Origin of the sequence: Allohoeflea poritis (assembly GCF_027889715.1) — a bacterium.
Classification (GTDB): domain Bacteria; phylum Pseudomonadota; class Alphaproteobacteria; order Rhizobiales; family Rhizobiaceae; genus Hoeflea_A; species Hoeflea_A poritis.
In genome coordinates, this window is record NZ_JAPJZH010000009.1 from 130,356 (window position 1) to 156,724 (window position 26,369).

A 26,369-nucleotide genomic window follows, 5' to 3' on the forward strand; every position below is an offset into this window, starting at 1 on the left:
TTCCCCGTTCTTTGCAATTCAATGCGGCCATGCGTTTCGCAACGGCATCGCCTGCAATATCTGGCGGTTCCAGGATGGGATCATCCACACCCGTCGTGTCGTTCCTTGCCCATTTCGACTATGACGCCTATAGAAGCGCCAATCGGCAAAATTTGCGAGTACTATCCATGGTTTTTCCCCATCGCCACCTGCTTGGCATAAACGGGCTCTCGGAACTGGATATCTCGTTTCTTCTCGACAAGGCGGACGAAGCTGTCAAGCTCAGCAGGCAGCGCGAGAAAAAAACATCGACGCTGCGCGGCCTGACCCAGATCAATCTGTTTTTCGAAGCCTCGACCCGCACACAGGCATCCTTCGAGCTGGCAGGCAAGCGCCTGGGTGCGGATGTCATGAACATGTCCGTTGGAAACTCCTCGGTCAAGAAGGGTGAGACACTTATCGATACGGCGATGACGCTCAATGCCATGCATCCCGATATCCTTGTCGTGCGTCACTCTTCGGCCGGCGCGACGGCGCTGCTGGCGCAGAAAGTCGGATGCTCGGTGGTCAATGCCGGAGACGGTGCCCATGAACACCCGACACAGGCACTGCTCGATGCGTTGACGATCCGGCGGGAAAAAGGCCGGATCGCCGGACTGACGGTCGCCATATGCGGCGATGTGCTGCACAGCCGCGTGGCGCGCTCGAACATTATTCTGCTCAGCGCGCTTGGCGCGCGATTGCGGGTTGTCGCGCCATCGACCCTTCTGCCCGCCGGCATCGGTCAGATGGGTGTCGAGGTCTTTCACAATATGGAAGACGGTCTTCGCGACGCCGATGTCGTCATGATGCTGCGCCTGCAGCGCGAACGCATGACCGGCTCCTTTGTGCCGTCAGTGCGTGAATATTTCCGCTATTTCGGTCTCGATGCGAAGAAACTGGCGCTGGCCAGGCCTGACGCGCTGGTCATGCATCCGGGGCCCATGAACCGGGGCGTCGAGATTGCGTCCGAGATCGCGGACGGCCCCCAGAGCGTGATCGAAGCCCAGGTGGAAATGGGCGTGGCCGTGCGCATGGCGGTCATGGAAGCCCTGTTGCTGTCCGGAAACGGAGGGCCTGCGCTGTGAACTCCATCGTCCTTAAAAACGCCCGCATCATCGATCCGTCCGAGGACCGGGACGAAACCGGCGACCTGCTCATCGAAGATGGCCGCATCGCTGATACCGGAGCTGGTGCGATCCCGAACGACGCACGCGAGATTGACTGCCGCGGGAAACTGGTCATTCCCGGCCTTGTGGATGCAAGGGTCTTTGTTGGCGAGCCGGGCGCCGAACACCGCGAGACCATCGCCTCGGCAAGCCAGGCAGCCGCTGCGGGCGGTGTGACCGCGCTGATCATGATGCCGGACACGGCCCCGCCCATCGACGATGTAGCGCTGGTCGAGTTCGTCATGCGCACTGCGCGCGAGCAGGCATGCGTGCATGTGCATCCCGCTGCCGCGATCACCAAGGGTCTGAAGGGCGCGGAATTGACCGAGTTCGGCCTTCTGCGCGATTCCGGTGCCGTGATGCTGACCAATGGCCGCGCATCCATCGCCAACGCGCTGGTCCTACGCCGCGCAATGACCTATGCCCGCGATTTCGGACTGGTGGTCGCCAGCGAGACGCAGGACACGCATCTGGCGGCGCAAGGTGTGATGAATGAAGGTCTTTTTGCCAGTTGGCTCGGCCTGGAGGGCATTCCCCGCGAGGCCGAGATCATCCCGCTGGAACGCGATCTCAGGCTGGCGGAGCTGACAGGCGCGCGCTACCACGCCGCCAAGATTTCGACATCCGATTCGGTCGAAGCGATCCGCACGGCGCGCAAGCGCGGCGCCGACGTCACCTGTGGCATTTCGATCAACCACCTGTCATTGAACGAAAACGATATCGGCGAATACAGGACGTTTTTCCGCCTGTCGCCACCGCTGCGCAGCGAGGACGATCGCCGCGCGATGGTCGATGCCCTCGCCGCCGGCGATATCGACATCATCGTATCCTCACACGATCCGCAGGACGTCGACACCAAGCGTCTGCCTTTCGCCGACGCGGCGGACGGCGCGGTCGGGCTTGAAACCATGCTGGCGGCAGCGCTGCGCCTTCACCACAATGGCGATGTTCCGCTGATGCGGCTCATCGACGCCATGTCGACCCGCCCTGCCCGTATCTTCGGCCTGGACGCAGGTTCGTTGAAACCGGGCTGCCGGGCCGACCTTGCCATCGTCGATCCCGACGAGCCCTGGGTCGTTTCCAAGGACGAACTGCGCTCCCGTTCCAAGAACACGCCCTTCGAGGATGCGCGCTTCCAGGGCCGCGTTCTTGCAACCATGGTCGACGGTGCCTTCGTTTATGGTGACCCGTAAGCGAACCGGGACCGCGGCGCTTTTATTGCATTCCTATTTGTTTTAATTTGCCGGCGTTTCGATTTGCAGCCCGCAACTGAAAATTACGCACAGGAAGGGCCCCATGCCGGATCCGATCAATTGGCAACTCAGCCTGCCCTATTTCGCGGCAGCTCTGGTCTTCGGGTATTTGCTCGGTTCGATCCCTTTCGGGCTGATCCTGACCCGATTGGCCGGGCTCGGCGACGTGCGCAAGATCGGCTCAGGCAATATCGGCGCGACCAACGTATTGCGCACAGGAAACAAGGCGCTTGCCGCCGCGACACTGCTTCTCGACGCGCTGAAGGGCACCGCTGCGGTTCTTGTTGCCGGCTTCTGGGGACTGGATACGGCCATTATCGCTGGTTTCGGAGCCTTTATGGGGCATCTGTTTCCTGTCTGGCTGAGGTTTCGCGGCGGCAAGGGCGTTGCCACCTATGTCGGTGTCCTGCTCGGCCTTGTGCCGATCGGGGTCGTCATATTCGCCGTTGTCTGGCTCTCAACCGCGGCCATTACCCGTTACTCCTCGCTCGCGGGACTGATCACCGCGATCGTCGTTCCGGTCGCCCTGTTTTTCCTGGGCCATATCCAGGTTGCCGAGCTTTTCACGGTGATGAGCGCCATTACCTTCTTCAAGCACCGGGCAAATATCGCGCGGCTTCTCTCGGGCGAAGAAAGCCGCATCGGAGACAAGAGCTGATGGCGGAATCCGGTTCGGATTGCGCGAACCTCCCGGAAGAAGAACGCCTTGCGTGGCTGCGCCTCGCCCGCAGCGAAAATGTCGGGCCGGTGACATTCACCAAGCTGCTGGCCCGTTTCGGAACCGCAAGCCGGGCACTCGAACACCTTCCGCAATTGTCGCGCAACGGAGGATCCGCAAGAGCGCCACGGATCTGCACACCCGAAACGGCGACACGCGAGCTGGAGGCGGCTCACCGGCTGGGCTGCCGCATCATCTGCCGGTGCGAGCCGCAATATCCGGCGGCACTGCGGGCGGCTGACGGCGCGCCGCCGGTCCTGACCGTGAAGGGTTCCGATGCCGCGCTCGCCAAACCTTTCGTGGCGATCGTCGGCTCCAGAAACGCATCCGCCGTCGGCACCCGGATTGCCCGAACGCTTGCCGCCGACATCGGCAGATCGGGCTACGGGATCGTATCGGGACTTGCCCGCGGCATCGACGCGGCGGCACATGAGGCGGCTCTCGAAACGGGCACCATCGCTGTCATGGCCGGTGGTCTCGACCGGCCCTACCCGCCGCAGAACATTCCGCTTCTGGATGAAATCTGCGCCAGCGAATCGGGCGCCGCTGTAAGCGAGATGCCGCTTGGCTGGGAACCCCGCGCCCGCGATTTTCCGCGCCGCAACCGGATTATCGCCGGTATCGCTCTCGGACTGGTCGTCGTCGAGGCGGCCAAGAAATCGGGATCGCTGATATCGGCACGCCTGGCGGGTGAGCTTGGCAGGCTTGTCTTTGCCGTTCCCGGATCGCCGCTCGATCCGCGCGCCAGGGGAACCAATGATCTGATCAAGGACGGCGCCATTCTGACCACTGAGGCCGAAGACGTGTTGACTGCGCTCGCGCCCATGAGTGGGAAACCCGCCCGCGCGCAGGGCGAGCTGTTTGCCGTCGAGGCACAGGAGATCGCCAGGGAAGACCTGACCGGACCGACGACCGCCGAGCGCTCGCAGGTGACGGAGGCGCTCGGCCCCGCGCCGGTCGCAATCGATGAAATCGTGCGCCACACGGGGCTTCTTCCTGCGCAAATCTATGTGGTGCTTCTGGAACTCGATCTTGCCGGCAGGCTCGCCCGCCATCCGGGTGGCCTGGTATCGTTGTTGCCCGGTTCGGCGCGTTAATCCTGTCGCGCACTATTTCGGTCGCGCGGTTCAAATCCGGGCTGACTTGAACTAGGAATGCGGCCCCACTCGCCTGATAAAGCGTACGAAATTCTTCGCTTCGGGCGGTGTTGCAAACGGGCTATCAGGGCAAAAATTCCTGTTTCGGCCCTTGACCCGCGGCAATTCGGTGTTCATTTCGAAGCGGTGAATTGCCGATTCAAACGGAAAACACGCAGCTTAACTTGCCCGCCGGGCATCACATCAGAGTTGATATATGAACGTAGTTGTCGTTGAGTCACCCGCCAAAGCCAAGACGATAAACAAGTATCTGGGCTCGGGTTACAAGGTCCTGGCCTCCTTCGGTCACGTCCGCGATCTGCCGGCCAAGGACGGGTCGGTCAATCCGGACGAAGACTTTGACATGACCTGGCAGGTCGACTCGGCTTCCAACAAGCGCCTCAAGGAAATATCCGACGCGGTCAAGGCGTCCGACGGCCTGATTCTGGCGACCGACCCGGATCGCGAAGGCGAAGCGATTTCCTGGCATGTGCTCGAAGTGCTGCGCAAGAAACGCGGCGTTCTCGATGACAAGCCCGTCAAGCGCGTGGTCTTCAATGCGATTACCAAGCAGGCCGTCCTCGACGCCATGGCCCATCCGCGCGACATCGACGCATCGCTGGTCGATGCCTATCTGGCGCGCCGGGCGCTCGACTATCTGGTCGGTTTCAACCTGTCGCCGGTGCTTTGGCGCAAGCTTCCGGGAGCGCGCTCCGCCGGGCGCGTCCAGTCCGTGGCCTTGCGGCTGGTCTGCGACCGCGAGAGCGAAATCGAGCGCTTCGTCGCCGAGGAATACTGGCAACTGACGGCCCAGCTGCAAACCCCGCGCGGCGACAGTTTCGAAGCGCGCCTGGTCGCAGCTGATGGCAAGCGGCTGCAGAAAATGTCCATCGGCAACGCCGAACATGCAGAAACGCTGAAATCGCTGCTCGAGGGCGCCAGCTTCGTCGTCAGGAGCGTGGAGGCCAAGCCGACCCGGCGCAATCCCGCGCCGCCCTTCACCACCTCGACACTTCAACAGGCGGCATCCTCGAAGCTCGGCTTCAACGCATCGCGCACCATGCAAGTCGCGCAGCGCCTCTATGAGGGCCTCGACATCGGCGGCGAAACGGTCGGCCTGATCACCTATATGCGAACCGACGGCGTGCAGATGGCGTCCGAGGCAGTAGACGGCGCGCGCGTGGTCATCGCCTCCCACTTCGGCGAACGCTATCGCCCCGACGCACCGCGCCACTATGCAACCAAGGCCAAGAACGCGCAGGAAGCGCACGAGGCGATTCGCCCCACGGACTTCAGCCGCATACCGGACTCCGTGAAGCAGCATCTCGACAGCGATCAGTTCCGCCTCTACGAACTCGTCTGGAAGCGTGCCATTGCCAGCCAGATGGCGCCGGCCGAAATCGAACGGACCACGGTCGAGATCATCGCCGACAACAACGGCGAAGAGGCGGGTCTGCGGGCCACCGGATCGGTGATCCGTTTCGACGGCTTCATTGCCGCCTATACGGATCAGAAAGAAGACTCCGAGGGATCGGACGACAATGAGGACGGCCGCCGGCTGCCGCCAATCAATGCCGACGAGGATCTCGTCCGCGAGAAGATCAATGCGACGCAGCACTTCACGGAACCGCCGCCGCGCTATTCCGAGGCTTCACTGATCAAGAAGATGGAAGAGCTCGGCATCGGCCGCCCCTCCACCTACGCGGCGACCCTTGCAACCTTGCGCGACCGCGAATATGTGGCGATCGACAACCGCAAACTCATACCGGAAGCAAAGGGTCGGCTGGTAACAGCGTTCCTTGAAAATTTCTTCGACCGCTACGTAGAATACGACTTCACCGCCGACCTTGAGGAAAAGCTGGACCGCATATCCGCCGGCGAACTGCAGTGGAAGGATGTCCTGCGCGATTTCTGGCGCGACTTCCTCAACCATATCGAAGGCACCAAGGAACTGCGGATCAGCAATGTCCTCGATGCCCTGAACGAGGAGCTGGCGCCGCTGGTCTTTCCCGAGCGCGAGGACGGGTCCGATCCGAGGATCTGCCCCAAATGCGGCACCGGCAACCTTTCCCTGAAACTCAGCCGTTACGGCGCCTTTGTCGGCTGTTCGAATTATCCCGATTGCGCCTATACGCGTCAGCTCTCGGCCGACGCTTCCTCCGACGAAGCGGCCGCGTCGAACGATCCCAAGGACCTCGGCAAGGATCCGCTGACAGGCGAGGAGATCACGCTGCGCACCGGCCGCTTCGGGCCCTATGTGCAAAGAGGCGACGGAAAAGGAGCAAAGCGCTCCAGCCTTCCCAAGAGCTGGAAGCCCGAGGATATCGATCACGAGAAGGCCGTGGCGCTGCTGTCCCTGCCCCGCGATGTCGGCTCACATCCCGAATCCGGAAAGATGATTTCCGCAGGGCTCGGCCGATATGGTCCCTTCCTGCTGCACGACGGTGTCTATGCCAATCTCGAATCGATCGAGGACGTGTTCTCCATCGGTCTCAACCGCGCGGTTACGGTTCTCGCCGAAAGGCAGGCGAAAGGTCCCGGGCGGCGCGCCAAGCCGGCGGCGCTGAAGGAACTCGGCGACCATCCCGATGGCGGAGCGATCACGGTGCGTGACGGGCGATACGGCCCCTATGTGAACTGGGGCAAGATCAACGCCACGCTGCCCAAAGACGCCGATCCGCAGTCGATCACCGTTGAAAAGGCGCTCGAACTGATCGCCGAAAAGGCCGCCAAGAGCGGCAAAGGCAAAACCAAGGCCAAGACGACGCGCAAGAAGACAACCAGGAAACCGGCTGCGTCCCGCAAGAGCAAAACGGTCAAGGCCGAGGAGTAGACTTGCCCAGGAAATCGGCTCCCGGCAAAAGCAACCGGCCTGACGGCGGCGTACCGGACCGGGAGACAATCCTCCGCTTCATTGCGGAGCACCCCTCGCGCGCCTCAAAGCGGGATATCGCCAAGGCCTTCGCCGTACGCGGACATGATCGTGTGGTTCTGAAGACGATATTGCGCGACCTCGAGGACGAAGGGCTGCTGACGCGGCGGCGCAAGCAACTGATCCGGCCGGGCGCGCTTCCACCGGTCACGGTGCTCGACATAACCTCGCGCGACGACGATGGCGCCCTGATCGGCCGGCCCGCCGAGTGGCCGGATGACGGCACGGTGGCGCCCGCGGTCCTGATCAGGCAGCCGGTGCACAGAAAAGGCAAGTCCAGAACGCCGGCGGCGGGCGTGGGCGATCGTGTGCTGGCCAGGATATCCGCCTCCAATGAAAAGGCCGGCCCGGCCCACACCGCCAAGATCATGAAGGTCCTGGACCGTCAGCGCGGCACCGTGCTGGGCGTGTTTCGCGAAACGCCGGGCGGTGGCGGCCGGATGGAGCCGGTCGAACGTCGCGACAAGGAAGTCATCATCGACCCCGAATTTGTCGGCAAGGCAAAGGATGGCGATCTTGTCGAGGTGGATCCGAACCGCGGTGGACCGCACGGCATGCCGCGCGGAAAGGTCCTGAGTGTGGTCGGATCGGTCGCCAGCGAGAAGGCGATTTCGATGATCGCCATCCATGCGCACGGCATTCCCTACAAATTCCCGGCCGCGGTTCTCGCGGAAGCCGAAAAGGCAAAGCCCGTAACGCTGGGCAAGCGCGAGGACTGGCGCAAGCTACCCCTGATCACCATAGATCCGGCGGATGCCAAGGATCACGACGATGCCGTTTTTGCCGAGCCCGACGACAACCCGGCCAATGCCGGCGGCGTTGTCGCCTATGTCGCGATCGCCGATGTCGCCCATTATGTCCGTTCCGGCTCGGCGCTCGACCGCGAGGCGCTCAAGCGCGGAAACTCGGTCTATTTTCCCGACCGGGTCGTTCCCATGCTGCCGGAACGCATTTCCAACGATCTTTGCTCTTTGAAGGAAGGCGTCGACCGGCCGGCGCTCGCCGTGCGCATGGTCTTCTCGGCCGAGGGCCGCAAGATCAGCCACACCTTCCACCGGATCATGATGAAAAGCTTCGCCCGCCTGAGCTATCCGCAGGCGCAGGCGGCCATAGACGGCGCACCGGACGACAAGACCGCACCTTTGTTGAAGGACATTCTGCAACCACTGTGGCAGGCCTATGCGGCGCTTTCGCGCGGCCGCGAAAGACGCCAGCCGCTCGAACTCGACATTCCGGAACGAAAGCTGCGTCTCAATGAAGACGGCCGTGTCGACACCGTGGTCATACCGGAGCGCCTCGACGCCCACCGGCTGATCGAGGAATTCATGATCCAGGCCAATGTCGCTGCCGCTGAAACCCTGGAACAGAAACGCCAGCCGCTTGTTTTTCGCGTGCATGACACGCCGTCACTCGCCAAGCAGGAGGCATTGCGCGATTTCCTCAAGACCCTTGATATACCGCTCGCCAAGGGCGGGCATCTGCGGGCCAACAGTTTCAACGGCATCCTCGCCAAGGTTCGTGGCAAGCCTCACGAAACCATGGTCGGCGAAATGGTTCTGCGCACGCAAAGCCAGGCCAATTACAGCCCTGAAAATATTGGCCATTTTGGCCTGAATCTAATGAAATATGCGCATTTCACCTCGCCGATCCGGCGCTATGCGGACCTGATCGTCCATCGCGCGCTCATCGGGTCGCTCGGTCTTGGCGAGGGCGCGATCACGCCCGAGGAGGAAGCAGCGCTGGAGGAAATTTCAGCCGAGATCTCGACATTCGAGCGCCGCGCCATGGCTGCCGAACGCGAGACGGTCGACCGGCTGATCGCGCATCATCTGGCCGACCAGGTCGGCGATGATTTCGAAGGTCGCGTTTCGGGTGTCACCAAGGCCGGCCTGTTTGTCTCCCTGCAGCAATTTGGCGCAGATGGCTTTATTCCGGTTTCAACACTCGGACTTGACTATTATATCTACGACGAAGCGCACCAGGCCCTGGTCGGCGAAAAGTCGGGCAAGGGCTACAGGTTGGGCGACAGCGTGGAGGTTCGGCTGGCTGAAGCGATACCGCTTGCCGGAGCCCTGCGTTTTGAGATGCTGAGTGAGGGGCGCAAGCTTGCCGCCGCCACAAGGTCATTTCACAAGGCAAAACGAGGCGCATCGCGATCGAATGGCGCCCGGAAAAGAAAACGCAGAGGATACTGACTTTGGCCAAACAGCACACCGTTTCAAGCCGATCAGCAGCCATGCGCCCGCAGCGCGATCTGTGGCGCGCCGTCACCAAGGGCTGGTCGGGCCGCTGCCCCCATTGTGGGACCGGCCCGTTGTTCAAATCATTCCTGAAGCCGGTGCACCATTGCGAAAGCTGCGGCGAGGAGATGCACCACCACCGCGCCGACGACCTGCCACCCTATCTGGTCATCTTTATTGTCGGTCATGTCGTTGTGGCCGGCTACATGATCGCCGAGCCGTTTCTGGACTGGAACAGCTGGCAGCACCTGGCGATGTGGATACCGATTACGCTGGCAATGGCCCTTGCCATGATCCAGCCTGTGAAGGGTGCGGTCATCGGCCTGCAATGGGCCAATTACATGCATGGTTTTGGTGGTGAGGAGGACGAAGCCGCGGAAATTGCGCAGGGCGGATAGCCGGCGTCATTCGGCGGCTTATCGATCGGCCGATGAAGGACATGAACAAAACGGGTGAAGACAAATCCGGCCCCGATCTCGATTCCGAAGCCCGGCGCGGTTCGGGCGCGAACCCGCCCATGCGTCCCAAAGACGCGGCGACGCTGATTCTCATAGACCGGTCCGGTGACGAACCAATGCTCCTGATGGGCAAACGCCACACGGCCCATGCCTTCATGCCCGATACCTATGTCTTTCCCGGTGGCCGGCGCGACCGAGGCGACGGCTACATTCCCGCCGCCGACGACCTTCATCCCGCTGTCGAGGAAAAGCTCCTCAACAGGATGCCGAAGCCGGCAAGCGCGTTCCGCGCCCGCGCATTGGCAATCGCCGCTGTGCGAGAGACCTTTGAGGAAGTTGGCATACTGATTGGCGGCCCCGGCCCTGTCAGCAGCCGGCAGGACTGGTCCGGTTTCGCAAACCGCAAACTCGCCCCGCGATTGTCTCCGCTGCGCTATATAGCGCGCGCCATCACGCCGCCCGGAAGAACGCGCCGTTTCGACACACGCTTCTTTGCCTGTTTTCGTGACGAAATCGGCCGCGCCGATGCCGAATCCAGCAACGAACTCCTGGATCTGAAATGGGTCCCGGTTTCGCAGGTCGGCGAGGTCGAGATGCCGCGCATTACCCAGGCCATCATCACCGAGCTGGTGAGTGAATTGAACCACGACCCTTCCCTGCCCTTCGGAAGGCCGGTTCCTTTCTATCAGGCGCGCCATGGGCGCTTTGTCCGGGAGTTGCTGTAGTCGTTTCGACACAGCGCGGCAAAACCGGCCACGACGGGACTTGACATTTTCATCGCGACTTGTAGGTTCCGCCCAGATTTTCGCCGTGGAGGCTTGTAGGCTGTCCACGGCTTCGTTTTTGCAAGGCAGGTAGAACAATGGCCAAAGCCACCACAATCAAGATCAAGCTGCAATCTACGGCAGATACAGGCTACTTCTATGTCACGAAGAAGAATAGCCGCACCATGACCGAGAAGATGGTCAAGACCAAATATGATCCGGTCGCGCGCAAGCACGTCGAGTTCAAGGAAACGAAGATCAAGTAATTTTGGTCTTCCCGCTGAACAAAAAAGCCGCTTCGGTCGCGAAGCGGCTTTTTTGTTTTGGGGGCTGGTCAGCACAGGTTGCGGTACGAGGAGGCCACATTTCCTAGTGCCGACCAGCCAACCCCACGACCCAGGAGATGCGGCGGACCTGAGCACCATGGGGTAGACGATTCGAAAGGGTGTGCGCTGGACGGAAATCGTCCCGCTCTCACCCCTATCCACAACATTTGCTCATTGGAGCAAAAAAATCAACGTTTTCTTAACCGTTTTGCCGCCGCAAATGAGCACATGGTAAACGGCGCAAACCGACCAATCTGCGATAAATCTTAAGAATCAGACTTTTGTAACAGGATACGCTGACGTGTCGTCAACATCGCCACAAAGGCGCCTTTGTGCCACCTGATGGCAAGAAAGATCACGCAGCCTGTGCGACGACCCTGTTTCGGCCCCTTGCCTTGGCCTCAAACAGCGCATTATCGGCTCTTTTGAGGAGTTCCGCGGCTGATTCGCCGGCTTCGGAGAGCGATGCGACACCGACGGAAGCGGTTACCGTCAGCCCCTGCCCGTCCGGTCCGGCGCGGAACGGCACCTCCGCGATCTCGCGGCGCAACCGCTCGGCAATCGATTCCGCCACCGGCCCTTCCGTGTCCGGAAGCACGATGACGAACTCCTCGCCGCCAAGCCGGCAGGCAAGATCGATTCCCCTGATGGCTGCCCGAACGCGGTTCGAGAACTCGCGAAGCACCTCATCGCCGACGTCATGACCATAGGTGTCGTTGACCGTCTTGAAACGGTCGAGATCGATGGCCAGCACCGACAAGATCCGGTCCCTGGCGACCGAACGCTCGATAAGTATGTGCATGTGCGAATCGAGATAACGGCGGTTGTAGAGCCCGGTCAACGGGTCGGTCACGGCAAGTTCGATGGAATGCTGGACACTCGACCGCAGATAGTCATTGTAACGCTTGCGGCGAAATTGCGTGCTGCAGCGTGCCACCAGTTCGTTTGGATCGATCGGCCGGATGATGTAGTCGTTGACGCCGAGTTCCAGTGCGCGGTTGACGGTATCTTCCTCGCCCTGATCGCAGACCAGCAACAATGGCACAAAACGTGTGCGGTCGAGCGAGCGCAACTGCGAACAAAGACGCAGCGGATCGTAATTCGAGAAATTCGTGCTGACCAGAATCAGTTCATAGGCATTCTCTGCGGCCTCGAACAGCGCGGCCTGTGGATCCGACATAACCGTCAGATCAGCGGTCTTGCGCAGGATCTGAGCTATTCTGTCCTGAGAGTTGCGGCGTTCGTCGACGAGAAGGGCCTTGCCCTTGCCTTCTTGTTCGGCCTTGGTGCCGAGCAGGCTGTTGATGCCGACATCATGGGCGGCCTGGGCCCGGATTCGAAGCTCGTCGGTAAGCGCCTTCAGCCGCACCAGGCTCTTGACCCGCGCAAGCAACTGCAGATCGTTGACCGGCTTGGTGAGAAAATCATCGGCCCCGGCGCGCAAACCGCGCACGCGGTCGGAAGGCTGGTCGAGGGCGGTCACCATGACCACGGGAATATGGGTCGTCGCACTGTCGGCCTTCAGCCGCTCGCACACTTCAAATCCGTCCATGCCCGGCATCATGATGTCGAGCAACACAAGATCCACCTGACCGCCGGCACAAATTTCCAGGGCCTGTTCGCCGTTGACGGCCGTTATGACGTCGAAATATTCGGCCAAAAGGCGGGCTTCCAGCAATTTCACATTTGCGGGAATATCGTCCACGACCAGGATGCGGGCTGTCATCAGTAATTTTCCTCGATTTATCCGTCGCCCAGATAGGTTTTTATGGTTTCAACAAATTTGGGCACCGAAATAGGCTTGGACATGTAAGCCTCGCAGCCGCCTTGTCGTATTCTTTCTTCGTCGCCCTTCATGGCAAAAGCCGTCACGGCGATGATCGGAATTGAATGCAGTTCATCGTCCTCCTTCAGCCACTTCGTGACCTCAAGGCCGGAAACCTCCGGAAGCTGGATATCCATGAGGATGAGATCGGGTTTGTGCGCGCGCGCAAGGTCGAGCGCTTCAAGCCCGTTGCGGGTCTGAACCGTCTCGTAACCCGATGCTTCGATGAGGTCGCGGAAGAGCTTCATATTCAGCTCATTGTCCTCGACGATCATAACCCGTTTAGGCATTTACAGCTCTCATCCCCACTCAATCTTGCTCTTCCACCGCCAGCCATTATGCTGCCGCCGGAAAGATTCTCAAAACTGATCCAAATTCAAGCTAGCGCAATTTGGTTGAAGAAAAGCAAACCCGTGGGCTCAAATCCTAGCGAATTCAATAAGGAAGCCGAAACGCAAGCATTGGCGATCGACGTCCTTGCATGGATTGCGGGCGATGAGGACATGCTGGCGCGTTTTCTGGCGATTTCCGGACTGAATATCGAAAACCTGCGCGCTGCCTCCTCGGAGCCGGGCTTTCTTGCCGGCGTGCTCGGTTTTCTGATGAGCCACGAGCCGACGCTGCTCGCCTATTGCGATGCCCGTGAAACCGATCCGGAGAAGGTTGTCGAGGCCTGGCGGGCCCTGGGTGGCGAAGCGCCGTTCGAGGGAAGCATCTGATGACTACCCAGGCAACGGTGGGACACACGCAGCTTTCGTTGGAGGACAGGCCGCTTGTCATCTGCGATGTTGATGAGGTCGTGCTTGAGTTCCTTACACCGTTCAACGCCTTTCTTAACGCCAACGGTTTCGAATTGCTGCCGCGCTCGTTTCGCCTGACCGGAAACATCATCGGGCTCGATGACGGTGAAACCGCCGAGAAAGAAACCTGTCGTGAACTGCTGGAGCGCTTCTTCTTCGAACAGCTGGATTGGCAGACACCGACCAGCGACGTCGAAACCGTGCTTTCAAATCTTGCCGACACTGCGGACATTATTTTTCTGTCCGCCATGCCGCCGCACCACTACGATATCAGGAGAACACTGCTCGACCGTCACGGGCTGAATTATCCGCTGGTTGCAACCAATGAAGAAAAAGGGCCGCTGATCCGTGAGATCCATGCCGAGCGCGAGCTGCCGCTGATCTTTGTCGACGACATGGCCTACAATCTCCATTCCGCAAAGAAACACGCGCCCTCCGCTCACGCCATCTACTATATGAGCAACGCCACATTCCGCTCCATGGCGCCGCATCCCGGTGACGATGTCGTCGAAGCTGAAGACTGGCCCCATATAGAACAGATCATCCGTGCGCATATGGGCGCTTGATTGCCTGGCGGATGCGGCGTAAACGAGTTATGTTCAACTTTTGTTCCAAACCGGTGGAGCAATGTCGGCCATCGACCGGGATCCCGATATCGGCTTTTGCCGAGACTGCCTGACCTATCAGGAAGAACGCCTGCATCGCTGTGCGCATTGCGGCAGCCCTCGGATATTGCGCCACGACGAGCTTTACGCCCTGACAGTGGCGCATATCGATTGCGACGCCTTCTACGCCACTGTCGAAAAGCGCGACAATCCGGAACTGGCCGACAAGCCGGTCATCATCGGCGGCGGCAGGCGCGGTGTCGTGTCGACCGCCTGCTATCTTGCCCGTATCCACGGCGTGCGCTCCGCCATGCCGATGTTCAAGGCCCTGAAAGCCTGCCCGCAGGCCGTGGTGATCAAGCCCGACATGGAAAAATACAGCCGGGTGGGCAAACAGGTCCGCCGGATGATGGAGGAGCTGACCCCACTGGTGCAGCCGATATCCATCGACGAAGCATTTCTCGAACTTGCCGGGACACAGGTGCTCCACCGCAATCCGCCGGCGCGCACCCTGGCGGCGTTCGCCAGGCGCATCGAGGATGAGATTGGCATCACGGTCTCGGTCGGCCTTTCCTACTGCAAGTTCCTGGCAAAGGTCGCGTCCGACCTGGAAAAACCACGCGGCTTTTCCGTCATTGGCGAGGCGGAAGCGATCGATTTCCTGAAGGACATGCCGGTCACCACCATCTGGGGTGTCGGCAAGGCCTTCGCCGCGACACTGGAACGCGACGGCATCACCAGGATCGGCCAGTTGCAGGAGATGGAGGAAGGCGATCTGATGCGGCGCTACGGCGCCATCGGGCAGCGCCTCTACAGGCTCTCGCGCGGCGAAGATGCCCGCCAGGTCCATACGCGCGACAGCGCCAAGAGCGTCTCGGCGGAAACCACATTCAACAACGATCATGCCGACCGCGAGACGCTGGTCGCCGTGCTTCGGTCCCTGTCGGAAAAGGTGTCGCGCCGGCTCAAGAAGAGCGATATCGCCGGCCAGACGGTCGTTCTGAAACTGAAGAGCGCCGACTTCAAGATCCGCACGCGCAACCGCCGCCTCGACGATCCGACCTGCCTCGCCGACCGCATCTTCCATACCGGCCTCTCGCTTCTGGAAAAGGAACTGGACGGCACGAAATACCGCCTGCTCGGCATCGGGGTTTCGGATCTGTCCAGCGCCGATCTTGCCGATCCGCCCGATCTGGTGGATACCAAAGCCACCCAGCGGGCTGTCGCGGAACGGGCGATTGACAAAGTCCGGGACAAATTCGGCCGTGACGCCGTCGAGACCGGCTACACCTTTGGCAGGCAGCGCAGCGCAAGGCCGCAGCGCGACCGCGACGCTACAGGTCCCAAATCAGGGCAAACCGGCGACTGAGCGAACCGCGTTATACCGGAAGAAGCCAACGCTTAAACGAGTTCGACGTCGACAATACCCTTGGCCGTTTTTAGGGCGGAGGCGATCTGTGGTGAGATCCGGTAGCGCTGCGGAAGCTCCACCTCGATCTCACGGCGGCCGTCCTCCTTGATGACGACGAATGAGACAAGCCCGTCACCGCTGGCGTTGAGATGTCCGGCAATCTGGGCAATCGGCGAGCTGTCGCGCACATAGATCCGCAGGGCCTTTTGCGTCTGGACGGCCTGCTCCTCCAACGATTTAACCGTCTGGATACGCAGGCTGATCCCTTCCGGCCGCTCTTCGGCGTCGACCGTGACCACCAGCGATTTTCCCGGTTCCAGTAGGTCGCGATATTGGGCGAGTGCCTCGGAGAACAGCACCGCTTCATACTGGCCCGACGAATCGGAAAAGACGATGATCCCCATCTTGTTGCCGGTGCGGGTCTTGCGCTCCTGCCTCGACGTGACCGTACCGGCGAGACGGCCTGCCGTGGCGCCCTGACGCACCGCATTGGAGAATTCGGCAAAAGTCTGCACACGCATCTTGTCCAGCAGCTCGCCATAAGTATCGAGCGGATGGGCGGACAGGTAAAAGCCGAGCGACTGGTATTCCCGATGGAGTTTTTCCGAAGGGACCCAAGGCGTTACACCGTCCAGTTGAATCACTTCCGGGCCGGTCGCAGCGCCGGCGCCGAACAGGGCGCCCTGGCCGGTATCGCGGTCGCTGGCGGCGGTCTGGCAAAAGCCGAGCAGCCGGTCGATGCCACCGACCAGTTCCGCCCGGTCGCGGCCGAAACAGTCAAAGGCACCGGCACAGATCAGATGTTCCAGTACCCGCCTGTTGATCAGTTTCGGATCGACGCGCAGGAAGAAGTCCTCGATGCTCTCAAAGGGCCGGTCTCCGCGCATCTCCACGACATGATCGACGGCCGCCTCGCCGACGCCCTTGATGGCGGCAAGCGAGTAGTAGATCCGGTTCTCCCTGGTCTTGAAGATCCGGTGCGAGGTCTGCACCGATGGCGGCACCACCTCGATGCCGAGACGCTTGGCGTCCTGTCGGAAATCGTTGATCTTGTCGGTGTTCGACATGTCGAGCGTCATCGACGCTGCAAGGAACTCGACCGGATAATGCGCTTTCAGGTAAGCGGTCTGATAAGAGACGATCCCGTAGGCGGCGGCATGTGACTTGTTGAAGCCGTAATTGGCGAATTTCGCCAGGAGGTCGAAAATGAGATCGGCCTGCGGTTTGGTGACACCGCCCTCCACCGCACCGCTGACGAAGCGGCTGCGCTGCTTGTCCATCTCCTCCTTGATCTTCTTGCCCATCGCACGGCGCAGCATGTCGGCTTCGCCGAGCGAATAGCCGGACAGGACCTGGGCGATCTGCATGACCTGTTCCTGGTAGACGATGACGCCCTGCGTCTCCTCCAGCAGATAGTCGATCTTCGGATGGATCGAGGAAACCTCTTCCTCGCCGTGTTTGCGTGCATTGTAGACCGGGATGTTCTCCATCGGTCCCGGGCGGTAGAGCGCGACAAGGGCGATGATGTCCTCGATACGGTCCGGCCGCATGCCGATCAGCGCCTTGCGCATGCCGGCACTTTCAACCTGGAAAACGCCGACCGTCTCGCCGCGCGCCAGCATCGCATAGGTCTCGTCGTCATCGAGCGGCAGGGCGTTCAGATTGATGTCGGTCCCGCGCTCGGCGATGAAGTCGACGGCTGTCTTCAGCACCGTCAGTGTCTTGAGGCCGAGAAAGTCGAATTTAACGAGGCCCGCCTGCTCGACCCATTTCATGTTGAACTGTGTCACCGGCATGTCCGAACGCGGATCGCGATACATCGGAACGAGCTGCGACAATGGCCGATCGCCGATCACGATGCCGGCGGCGTGCGTCGAGGCGTGCCGGTAAAGGCCCTCGATCTTCTGCGCGATATCGAGAAGACGCCCGACAACGGGTTCCTTGTCGGCCTCTTCGCGCAGCTTCGGCTCTTCCTCGATCGCCTTGTAGAGCGGTGTCGGGTTGGCCGGATTGTTGGGCACCAGCTTGCAGATGCGGTCGACCTGCCCATAGGGCATCTCCAGCACGCGGCCCACATCGCGCAGAGCCGCGCGCGCCTGCAGCGACCCGAAGGTGATAATCTGCGCCACCTGCTCGCGCCCGTATTTTTCCTGCACGTAGCGGATGACCTCATCGCGCCGGTCCTGGCAGAAGTCGATATCGAAATCAGGCATCGATACGCGTTCCGGATTGAGGAAGCGCTCGAAAAGCAGCGAGAAGCGAAGCGGGTCGACATCGGTCACCGTCAGCGCATAGGCAACCAGCGATCCGGCGCCCGATCCGCGGCCGGGACCAACCGGAATGTCATGCGCCTTGGCCCATTTGATAAAGTCGGCGACGATCAGGAAGTAGCCGGGAAAGCGCATCCGCTCGATAATGCCGAGTTCCACTTCAAGGCGCTCGCGATAGTCGCTCTCCGAAAAGCCTTCCGCATATCCCAGTTCCGCCAGGCGCGCATCAAGTCCTTCCTCGGCCTGCCGCCGCAGCTCCGCCGCTTCCGCTTGCTCGGCCTCCTCCGCATCGTCCGAAGCACCGGTAAAGCGCGGCAGGATGGGCGCGCGCGTATTCAGAATGAAAGAGCAGCGCTGTGCAATCTCGACCGAATTTTCCAGCGCTTCAGGCAGGTCGTCGAACAGCGCACACATATCGGCGCGGCTTTTCAGGTAATGATCCGGCGTCAGTTGAAAGCGGCTGTCGTCCGAAACCATGGCGTTGTGGGCGACGGCCATGAGCGCGTCATGGGCGTCGAAATCCTCGGGCGACGGAAAGAAGGCCTCGTTTGTCGCGACGATCGGAATCGCCTTTTCATAGGCGAGTTCGAGCATATGGTTTTCATGGGTCCGGTCAAAGCCGGCTTGTCGCTGCAACTCTATATAAAGACGGTTTCCGAAAATCGTTTTCAGCCGTTCAAGCCGCGTTTCCGCGAGATCTTTCTGGTCCTGCGAAACCGCCTTGTCGATCGGCCCGCCGGAGCCGCCGGTCAGGCAGATCAGCCCGTCCGCGCCGCTCTCGGTGAGCCAGGACAGACAGATATGCGTGGTATCGGTGCCGGCCCCGTCCAGATAGGCCCGGCTTACAAGTTCGACCAGCCGCCGGTAGCCGTCTTCGTTCATGGCGATCACCACGATGGACGGCCGCTCGGCCACGTGATCGCGGTGGCCGCGTTGACCTTCCTTGCCGCCATCCTCCATATCGATGTCGAGCTGGCATCCGAGGATCGGCTGCATGCCCTCTTCAACAGCCTTGACCGAAAATTCCAGCGCTCCGAAAAGGTTGTTGGTGTCGGCGATGCCGATGGCCGGCTGCGCGTCGGCAGCCGCCATGGAAATGATCTTCTTCAGCGGCAAGGCGCCTTCGAGCAGCGAATAGGCGGAATGCGCGCGCAGGTGAACGAATCCGGGGCCTGCCGCGTTGTCTTGCGCCCTGTTCACTGTTTCTTCCGTCATGTGCCGGTCTCCGCATTACCGCTGTCCAGTGCCAGACGCGAGTTTAAATCATCGGGCAGCAATCCGCATTCGCGCGCAAGGCTCAATCCACACTGTAATGACCCGATTCGGCCGCAATAAGCACCCGCAATCTGTGTGCCTTCGATGCCGTTATCGCTGGCGCGAGCTGAGGATTGACGGTAGCCTCCGCTCGTCCGGGTGGGGGAATCAATGCGTGCATCCGTTGTCATATCGGCGCTTGTCGCCGTACTCGTCGGCTTTGGCAGTTCCGTCGCCATCGTCCTTGCGGCGGCCGAGGCGGTTGGAGCCAACGCGGCCCAGACCTCTTCCTGGATCGCATCGATCTGCCTTGCCACCGCCGCCACGACCGCCATTCTGAGCGTCCGCTACCGCATGCCGATCGTCGCTGCATGGTCGACCCCCGGCGCCGCCCTCATCGCACAATCTTCCGGAGAGACGATCGAAACGGCGGTGGGCGCATTCTTCTTTGCCGCCGTGCTGACGCTTCTGACGGCCATCTTCAAACCGATTGCGGCGATGATCGAACGGATTCCGGGCTCGGTCGCATCCGCCATGCTGGCCGGCGTGCTTTTCAGTTTCGTCCTCGGTGTCTTCGATCATCTGAAATCGGCGCCCGAACTGGTCCTGCCGCTTCTGTTCTTATTCGTTGCCGTGCGCCTGTTCTCGCCGATCTGGGCCGTTCTTGCCGTCCTCATATGCGGAATAGCGTTGACTTATGTTCTGGGACTTGCCGGATCCGTGGACGGGCTGCAGATCTCGCGGCTCGAGTGGATCACCCCGAAATTCGACCTCGAGCCGATGATCGGGCTGGGCCTTCCGCTCTATCTTGTCACCATGGCCTCACAGAACCTGCCGGGCTTTGCGGTCCTCAAGGCTTCGGGCTATTCGCCGCCATCCCGCCCGGTTCTGTCTGTCACCGGGCTGGCTTCCCTTGCGAGCGCCGGTTTTGGCGCGCACGCCACGAACCTTGCCGCGATAACGGCCTCCATATGCACCGGCCCCGACGCCCATCCGGACAAGGACAAGCGATGGCTGACCGGTCCGTTCTATGCCGGCGGCTATGTGGTCATAGCCGCTTTCGGCGCTTCCCTTGTCGCGCTTTTTGCCAGCTTCCCGAAAGCGCTGATCGCCACCGTCGCCAGCATAGCGCTGATCGGTGCCCTCGCCTCGGCGCTGGGCAACAGCGTCGCCGAGGGCAAGGATCGTTTTGTCGCGATCGCCACATTTGCGGTGACCGCATCGGGCCTGTCCGCATTCGGGATCGGTTCGGCTTTCTGGGGATTGGCCGCAGGCTTGTTCATCTACGGCCTGGATCGGCTATACGAGCGCCTCAAGACGTGAACGGACACTGTTAAGCCGGGTAGAAATCACAGCGCCATCACCACGAGCGTCAGGCTGGTTACAAACATGAGCATGGAGGCGAGCGCGGCACAGTCTTTTGCAAAATCGAACATATGTTCCTCCTTATTCCGTCTATGTTTGCAATTTGTTCCTTTCTTGTTCTCAAGTCAAGCGAATAGCGTATCGTGCTTAAGGAAGCCTTAATATGCCACCGGATACGGCGAACGGAGGGGATCGAATTTTGCGGAAGATACGGCGCGTATGCCGCTCAGCCCTCGACGACCTGCCCGTCTTCGATGGTCACGCGCCGGTCCATCAGCGAAGCGATTTCGTGGTTGTGCGTGGCAATCAGGGCCGAAAGGCCGGACTGGCGCACCAGGGCTTCAAGCGCTTCGAAAACATAGCCGGCGGTTCCGGGATCGAGGTTTCCGGTCGGCTCGTCGGCGAGCAGAACAAGCGGCGCATTCGAGACCGAGCGGGCAATTGCCACCCTCTGCTGCTCGCCGCCCGACAGTTCGGCCGGTCTGTGCTCCGCGCGGTGGCCGATACGCATATAGTCGAGCAACTGGCGCGCCCGCTCAGAGGCAGCTATTTGTGAAAGGCCCGCGATCATCTGCGGCATCATCACATTTTCGAGCGCGGTGAATTCCGGCAGCAGATGATGGAACTGGTAGACGAAACCGATATCGGACCGCCGCATTGCGGTGCGTGCGTCGTCGCTCAGCCCGCTCGATGCCCGGCCATTGACGAAGACCTCGCCCGCATCGGGGTGTTCAAGCAGGCCGGCCACGTGAAGCAGCGTCGATTTGCCTGCCCCGCTTGGCGCCACCAGAGCAACCGTCTCGCCCTTGCGCAGCGTGAAGTCCGCGCCATTGAGGATCGAAAGTATATTGTCGCCTTGCTTGTAGTGCTTGCGCACGCCGTCAATCTGCAAAACCGTGTCCGTCATCGCGACGCCCTACTCGTAACGCAACGCATCGACCGGATCGAGCCGGGACGCGCGCCACGCCGGAAACAGCGTCGCAAGGAAGGAAAGGCCGATGGCCATCAGGAGAACCGAAAGCGTTTCGCCGGCATTCATGTCCGCCGGCAACTGGCTGAGGAAGTAAAGCTCCGGATCGAACAGCGTGGTTCCGGACAGCCATGAGAAGAACTGGCGGATCGATTCGATGTTCCAGCACACAATGACACCCAGTAGAAAGCCGGCAATCGTCCCCGTGACGCCGATGGCTGCTCCGGTCATGAAGAAGATCCGTAAAATGGCGCCCGATGTCGCGCCCATCGTCCGCAGGATCGCGATGTCGTGCCCCTTGTCCTTCACCAGCATGATCAGGCCGGAGATGATATTGAGCGCCGCCACCAGGACAATCAGCGTCAGGATCATGAACATGACGTTGCGTTCGACCTCAAGCGCGGAAAAGAACGTCCGGTTCTGCTGGCGCCAGTCAGAGATATAGACCTGTCTTCCGGCCGCCGTCTCAAGCAACGGACGCACCGCGTCCACCGTGTCCGGATCGTCAATGAACAGCTCGATCGCCTGCACGAGGCCATCCGAATTGAAATAGAGCTGCGCCTCCGGAAGCGGCATGAAGATCATCGAGCCGTCATATTCCGACATGCCGATCTCGAAGATACCCGACACCGGATAGGACTTGATCCGCGGGGTCACGCCAAGCGGCGTCACGTCGCCCTCCGGTGAAATCAGCTTGACCGTATCGCCGACGCCGACACCAAGATGGGAAGCGAGCCGCGAGCCGACCAGAAGCCCCTCGCCGGCAACGAATCCGACCAGGTCCCCACTGAGGATATTGTCGGTGACACCGCCCAGGCTGGACAGGTCATCGGCCCTTATGCCGCGCACCAGCGCGCCTGTGCCGACATCCCGATAACCCGATACCAGGGCCTGCCCGTCAATCATCGGTATTGCCGCGCGCACGCCCTGCACTTCGGCAAGACGTTTTGCAAGCGCCGCATAGTCGTCGAACGGCTCGTCGATCGGCTGCACCATGATGTGACCATTGACGCCGAGAATACGGTCGATCAGCTCGCCCCGGAAGCCGTTCATGACCGCCATGACGATGATCAGGGTGGCAACGCCAAGCATGATGCCGACAAAGGAAAATCCGGCTATGACGGAGATGAAGGCTTCCTTGCGACGGGAACGAAGGTAGCGCCAGGCGATCATGCGCTCATAGGCGCAAAATGCGCCGGCGAACGGTCCGCCGCTCCCCTTGGATGTCCTTGTCGCCTCTGCGATGTCGCCGCTCATCGCCACTCCTTAATTTGCCGAAACCAACCGGTTGACGGCAGCCTCGAGCGTCATGTTCTCACGCTCGCCGGTTTTGCGGTCCTTGATTTCAACTTCACCATTGGCAATCGATCGCGGCCCGACAACGATCTGCTGCGGAATGCCGATCAGATCGGCCGTTGCGAATTTGGCGCCCGCCCGCTCGTCCCGATCGTCGTAAAGCACGTCGAGCCCCGCCGCCTCCAGCTCGGAATAAAGCTTTTCGCTGGCGCTGTCACAAGCACCGTCGCCGACTTTCATGTTGATGATGCTGACATCGTAGGGCGCAACGCTCTTCGGCCATATGATGCCGTTCTCGTCATGGGAGGCCTCGATGATGGCCGGCACAAGCCGCGTCGGCCCGATACCGTATGAACCCATATGCACCAGATGCTCCTTGCCGTCCGGCCCCATCACCTTGGCGCCCATGGGTTCGGAATATTTGGTGCCGAAATAGAAGATGTGGCCGACCTCGATGCCCCGCGCGGATAGTCTGGCATCCTCCGCGACGGCGGCGAATGCGTCCGCATCGTGCATTTCCGAAGTGGCGGCGTAAAGCGATGTCCATTTGTCGACAATCGCCTGCAGCGCACCGGCGTCCTGGAAGTCCGTCGTCTCGTCGGGAATGTCGAAGCCAAGATAGTCGCGATGGCAGAACACTTCGGATTCGCCCGTATCGGCAAGGATGATGAATTCATGGCTGAGATCGCCGCCGATCGGCCCCGTGTCGGCGCGCATCGGCACTGCGGAAAGACCCATGCGCGAAAATGTGCGCAGATAGGCCACGAACATCTTGTTGTAGGCACGCCGCGCCGCGTCCTGGTCGATGTCGAACGAATAGGCATCCTTCATCAGGAACTCGCGCGAGCGCATGGTGCCGAAGCGCGGCCGGATCTCGTCGCGGAACTTCAGCTGTATGTGGTACAGGTTGAGCGGCAGATCCTTGTAGGAACGCACATAGCTGCGGAAGATGTCGGTGACCATCTCCTCATTGGTGGGGCCGTAGAGCATGGGGCGCTCCTGACGATCGTTGATGCGCAGCATCTCCAGGCCGTAATCGTCATATCGCCCGCTCTCCTTCCACAATTCTGCCGACTGGATCGTTGGCATCAGGATCTCGATGGCGCCGGTCCGATCCTGTTCCTCCCGGATGATCGCATTGACCTTTTCAAGGACGCGCTTGCCGAGCGGGAGCCAGGAATAGATTCCGGCCGCCTGCTGGCGGATCATGCCGGCACGCAGCATCAGCCGGTGCGAGACGATCTCGGCCTCTTTGGGGTTTTCTTTCAGTATGGGAAGGAAATAGCGGGAAAGGCGCATCTTCATGTCCGGTCGGTATTTGCCGCCTGATCGAGGAATCAGGTGAGACAGCATAAAACGACAGTTGTATTAGCGGCTTGGCGGTTCGAAGGGAAGCCGAAGACCCGTCGGGCATGTCCGCTTATTGCAACGGTCTATGGTCAGATTACGCATTACGCAAAAAAAATTCTCGACAGCGATAAAAATGTCACTTTTCTGATGACATCGGGTAAACAATCGGCTAGTTTTCACCACCAATGAGACAGGGGCAATCGATCTCTGTCCGTTTCGCGGTCAAAGTCTTGGGAGGATGGATCTAAGGCGCGGTTTGACCTGCAGCCGCCGAGTAACATCGGTAAAATGATCAACGCGATACTTTAAATACAAGGCTTCTGCCTTGTTTTTTTTTGCAATATCGAAAATCAGCTTGAGCGATGGCGAAGGGTCCGTTTCGCGCCGCATTGTTCAGACACATGCAGCGCGGAGATTCAGGCCGCCGTCTTTTGGTCTTCCGAATGTGAAAGTTTTTCGGCAAAACCCACAAAGGATTTGAGCGGCAGCGGCTTTGACACCAGAAAACCCTGTCCCTTGTCGACACCAAGTTCGGCAAGAGCCTGCATCTGTTCCTCGGTCTCGATACCTTCCGCCACAGTCGTCATGCGCAGATCGCGCGCAAGGCGCACCAGCATCTTGATAAGCGAGCGGGCGCTCGGATCATGCACGACTTGATCGACGAAGAACCGGTCGATCTTGATAATGTCCGCACCAAGCTTCTGAATATGGCTGAGCCCGCTGTGCCCGGTTCCCGCATCGTCAATGGCGATGTGGAATCCATGTTCTTTCATTCTGCCCATGATCGCGGCCGCCACGTCCATGTCCTGGAACTGCTGGCGTTCCGTCACTTCGATGGTGACCTGACGCGAGCCGACTCGCGCCTCGCGCACATGGGTGCGCAGTTCCGAGATGAAGGACGGCTGTATGAGTTGCTGCGCCCCGACATTGAAGGCAGCGGTGAAATGCTTGTTTTTCCTCAAGAAGGGGCGCAAGCCCGCCAGCGCGTCATCCATAACCTGCCAGTTGATCGCGTCGATCTGTCCTGTCTGCTCGGCAAGCGGAACGAACTGCTGCGGCGAGACAACGGTGCCGTCGTCCAGCAGCCTGCGCGCCAGTATCTCACAGCCGGTAATGGCGCCGGTCTTCAGGTCGAAGATAGGCTGGGCAAAGGCCTTGAACTGACCTTGCTCAAGCGCATCGCCGATCTCGGCATCGATACCGCGCGGCTTCGAAAGTGCGCGGATCGCAAGCAGACCGAAAAGGAAGCCGAACACCCCGCCGCTTGCCGGATAGGAAGCGCCGATGCCGTTGTTCCACCGCATCATCAAATGATCGAAAATGTGAATCTCGGCATGAAAGGGATAACGGTCCGATTGGGCCTTGAATACCAATGGTCGTGCATTTTCACCCGTGTCCTGAACCGTTGACCCCATCTCATCGTGAGAGGCGATCAGGGTATTTTCATCAAGGGCCACACGCGCCGCATTGCCGTTCCTCAATGCCTTCGGAAGGACGTCATGAACCAGCATGCGCGTGCTGACCGTAGCCAGCAACAGCGTGTCCTGGTCCACCACCCACATGACGCCAAGCGCCGATTGCCCGCGCAGTTGCAGAGGCACCAGCTTGGTGTTTTCATTGCGGGTGTCTCTCATTTCGCCGAGGTCTACGCGCATATGCGCACCCCCAAGGACTTCCGGGAACGCCGCACACCGGGTGAAACCCCGTGCATCGAGAATACGGATGTCCTTCACGATCGAACGCTGGTGAACTTGCGAGCGAAACGTTGCCAGTGATTGTTCGCCACAGGTGAGGTCGGAGCCCTCGGCCACCGCGGTCAGCGCCGCAAAGGCGTAGTCAGCTCCGAGTTCCGCCCGATTGACGGTCGAACCGGCAAGTTCCTGCAGCCGGTCTCGGTTCTGTGCGGCATGGACGGAATGAACGAAGGAATTGGTGGCATATGCAAAGAAGGCAGTACTGGCCATCACCATGATGATCATGGCCGACCATTTCAGCAACTTGCGGCTACGCGACCGATGGCCCGCAAACGACTGTGGCGGTCGTTTGTCCGGCGACGTACGCAGCCTCTCCAATACCGAATGCAGTTCGTTCAACCGTCTCAAGTCTGGCTGCCCGTTCAAAACACAATCGATTGTTTGTAACATCGATGTCTTGCCACTTCCTGAATCGGTTCAGCGGCAGCGGATTAACTGCTACGTTTGTGATGAAT

General features: G+C 60.4%; 20 protein-coding genes. 13 read left to right on the top strand and 7 right to left on the bottom strand.

Translation table 11 applies throughout. The features are described from left to right. Positions 1-167: 167 nt before the first annotated feature. The 9 genes from OOZ53_RS15510 (at position 168) to rpmG (ending at position 10,954) form a co-directional block, all read left to right on the top strand. The gene (locus OOZ53_RS15510; RefSeq protein WP_271090668.1) at positions 168-1,106 is read left to right on the top strand and encodes an aspartate carbamoyltransferase catalytic subunit; all 939 of its coding nucleotides are present in this window, start codon (positions 168-170) and stop codon (positions 1,104-1,106) included. Continuing rightward, positions 1,103-2,380, top strand: coding sequence for a dihydroorotase (locus OOZ53_RS15515; protein WP_271090564.1), 1,278 nt, complete (start codon positions 1,103-1,105; stop codon positions 2,378-2,380). Before OOZ53_RS15510 ends, OOZ53_RS15515 begins: the two co-directional genes overlap by 4 nt. A gap of 103 nt (positions 2,381-2,483) precedes the next feature. Then, the gene (gene plsY / locus OOZ53_RS15520) at positions 2,484-3,098 is read left to right on the top strand and encodes a glycerol-3-phosphate 1-O-acyltransferase PlsY (RefSeq protein WP_271090565.1); all 615 of its coding nucleotides are present in this window, start codon (positions 2,484-2,486) and stop codon (positions 3,096-3,098) included. Next, complete coding sequence (gene dprA / locus OOZ53_RS15525; RefSeq protein ID WP_271090566.1) at positions 3,098-4,255, top strand: DNA-processing protein DprA; 1,158 nt, start codon at positions 3,098-3,100, stop codon at positions 4,253-4,255. The genes plsY and dprA overlap by 1 nt, the downstream gene beginning before the upstream one ends. Positions 4,256-4,511: 256 nt before the next feature. Then, the gene (gene topA, locus OOZ53_RS15530) at positions 4,512-7,127 is read left to right on the top strand and encodes a type I DNA topoisomerase (protein ID WP_271090567.1); all 2,616 of its coding nucleotides are present in this window, start codon (positions 4,512-4,514) and stop codon (positions 7,125-7,127) included. Positions 7,128-7,129: 2 nt separating this feature from the next. After that, complete coding sequence (gene rnr / locus OOZ53_RS15535) at positions 7,130-9,421, top strand: ribonuclease R (protein WP_271090568.1); 2,292 nt, start codon at positions 7,130-7,132, stop codon at positions 9,419-9,421. A 2-nt stretch (positions 9,422-9,423) separates the two neighbouring features. Continuing rightward, a complete protein-coding gene (locus OOZ53_RS15540; protein ID WP_271090569.1) occupies positions 9,424-9,864 on the top strand; it encodes a DUF983 domain-containing protein in 441 nt (146 codons plus the stop codon). 41 nt (positions 9,865-9,905) lie between these two features. After that, entirely contained in the window at positions 9,906-10,649 is a 744-nt protein-coding gene (locus tag OOZ53_RS15545; RefSeq protein ID WP_271090570.1) for an NUDIX hydrolase, read from the top strand. Positions 10,650-10,786: 137 nt separating this feature from the next. Beyond that, positions 10,787-10,954, top strand: coding sequence for a 50S ribosomal protein L33 (gene rpmG / locus OOZ53_RS15550; RefSeq protein ID WP_136657050.1), 168 nt, complete (start codon positions 10,787-10,789; stop codon positions 10,952-10,954). A 415-nt stretch (positions 10,955-11,369) separates the two neighbouring features. Here the strand turns inward: rpmG and OOZ53_RS15555 are convergent, their stop codons facing one another. Further along, positions 11,370-12,740 (bottom strand): PleD family two-component system response regulator, encoded by a 1,371-nt coding sequence (locus tag OOZ53_RS15555; protein ID WP_271090571.1) that lies wholly within the window; start codon positions 12,738-12,740, stop codon positions 11,370-11,372. Between the two features lie 17 nt (positions 12,741-12,757). Then, complete coding sequence (locus OOZ53_RS15560) at positions 12,758-13,129, bottom strand: response regulator (RefSeq protein ID WP_271090572.1); 372 nt, start codon at positions 13,127-13,129, stop codon at positions 12,758-12,760. Positions 13,130-13,300: 171 nt separating this feature from the next. On the opposite strand from OOZ53_RS15560, the gene OOZ53_RS15565 reads away from it, so the two are divergent. The 3 genes from OOZ53_RS15565 to OOZ53_RS15575 all read left to right on the top strand — a co-directional run bounded on the left by OOZ53_RS15565 (position 13,301) and on the right by OOZ53_RS15575 (position 15,613). Further along, positions 13,301-13,558 carry a DUF3572 domain-containing protein gene (locus tag OOZ53_RS15565; RefSeq protein WP_271090573.1) on the top strand — a complete coding sequence of 86 codons (258 nt, stop codon included), beginning with the start codon at positions 13,301-13,303 and terminating at the stop codon, positions 13,556-13,558. Further along, positions 13,558-14,205, top strand: coding sequence for a hypothetical protein (locus OOZ53_RS15570; RefSeq protein ID WP_271090574.1), 648 nt, complete (start codon positions 13,558-13,560; stop codon positions 14,203-14,205). Before OOZ53_RS15565 ends, OOZ53_RS15570 begins: the two co-directional genes overlap by 1 nt. 61 nt (positions 14,206-14,266) lie before the next feature. Continuing rightward, entirely contained in the window at positions 14,267-15,613 is a 1,347-nt protein-coding gene (locus OOZ53_RS15575) for a DNA polymerase IV (protein ID WP_271090575.1), read from the top strand. A 32-nt stretch (positions 15,614-15,645) separates the two neighbouring features. Here OOZ53_RS15575 and dnaE read toward each other — a convergent pair whose 3' ends face one another. Further along, on the bottom strand, positions 15,646-19,140 hold the full coding sequence (gene dnaE, locus OOZ53_RS15580; protein WP_271090576.1) for a DNA polymerase III subunit alpha: 3,495 nt from the start codon (positions 19,138-19,140) through the stop codon (positions 15,646-15,648). A gap of 210 nt (positions 19,141-19,350) precedes the next feature. Here dnaE and OOZ53_RS15585 point away from each other — a divergent pair, with 210 nt between their 5' ends. Then, positions 19,351-20,502: a benzoate/H(+) symporter BenE family transporter gene (locus tag OOZ53_RS15585; protein WP_271090578.1), complete on the top strand. Its 1,152-nt coding sequence runs from the start codon at positions 19,351-19,353 to the stop codon at positions 20,500-20,502. Between the two features lie 268 nt (positions 20,503-20,770). Here the strand turns inward: OOZ53_RS15585 and OOZ53_RS15590 are convergent, their stop codons facing one another. The 4 genes from OOZ53_RS15590 to OOZ53_RS15605 form a co-directional block, all read right to left on the bottom strand. Next, on the bottom strand, positions 20,771-21,451 hold the full coding sequence (locus OOZ53_RS15590; RefSeq protein ID WP_271090579.1) for an ABC transporter ATP-binding protein: 681 nt from the start codon (positions 21,449-21,451) through the stop codon (positions 20,771-20,773). A 9-nt stretch (positions 21,452-21,460) separates the two neighbouring features. Continuing rightward, complete coding sequence (locus tag OOZ53_RS15595; protein WP_271090580.1) at positions 21,461-22,771, bottom strand: lipoprotein-releasing ABC transporter permease subunit; 1,311 nt, start codon at positions 22,769-22,771, stop codon at positions 21,461-21,463. Between the two features lie 9 nt (positions 22,772-22,780). Then, complete coding sequence (gene proS, locus OOZ53_RS15600) at positions 22,781-24,109, bottom strand: proline--tRNA ligase (RefSeq protein ID WP_271090581.1); 1,329 nt, start codon at positions 24,107-24,109, stop codon at positions 22,781-22,783. A 467-nt stretch (positions 24,110-24,576) separates the two neighbouring features. Beyond that, a complete protein-coding gene (locus OOZ53_RS15605) occupies positions 24,577-26,139 on the bottom strand; it encodes an EAL domain-containing protein (protein ID WP_271090582.1) in 1,563 nt (520 codons plus the stop codon). Positions 26,140-26,369: the final 230 nt, after the last annotated feature.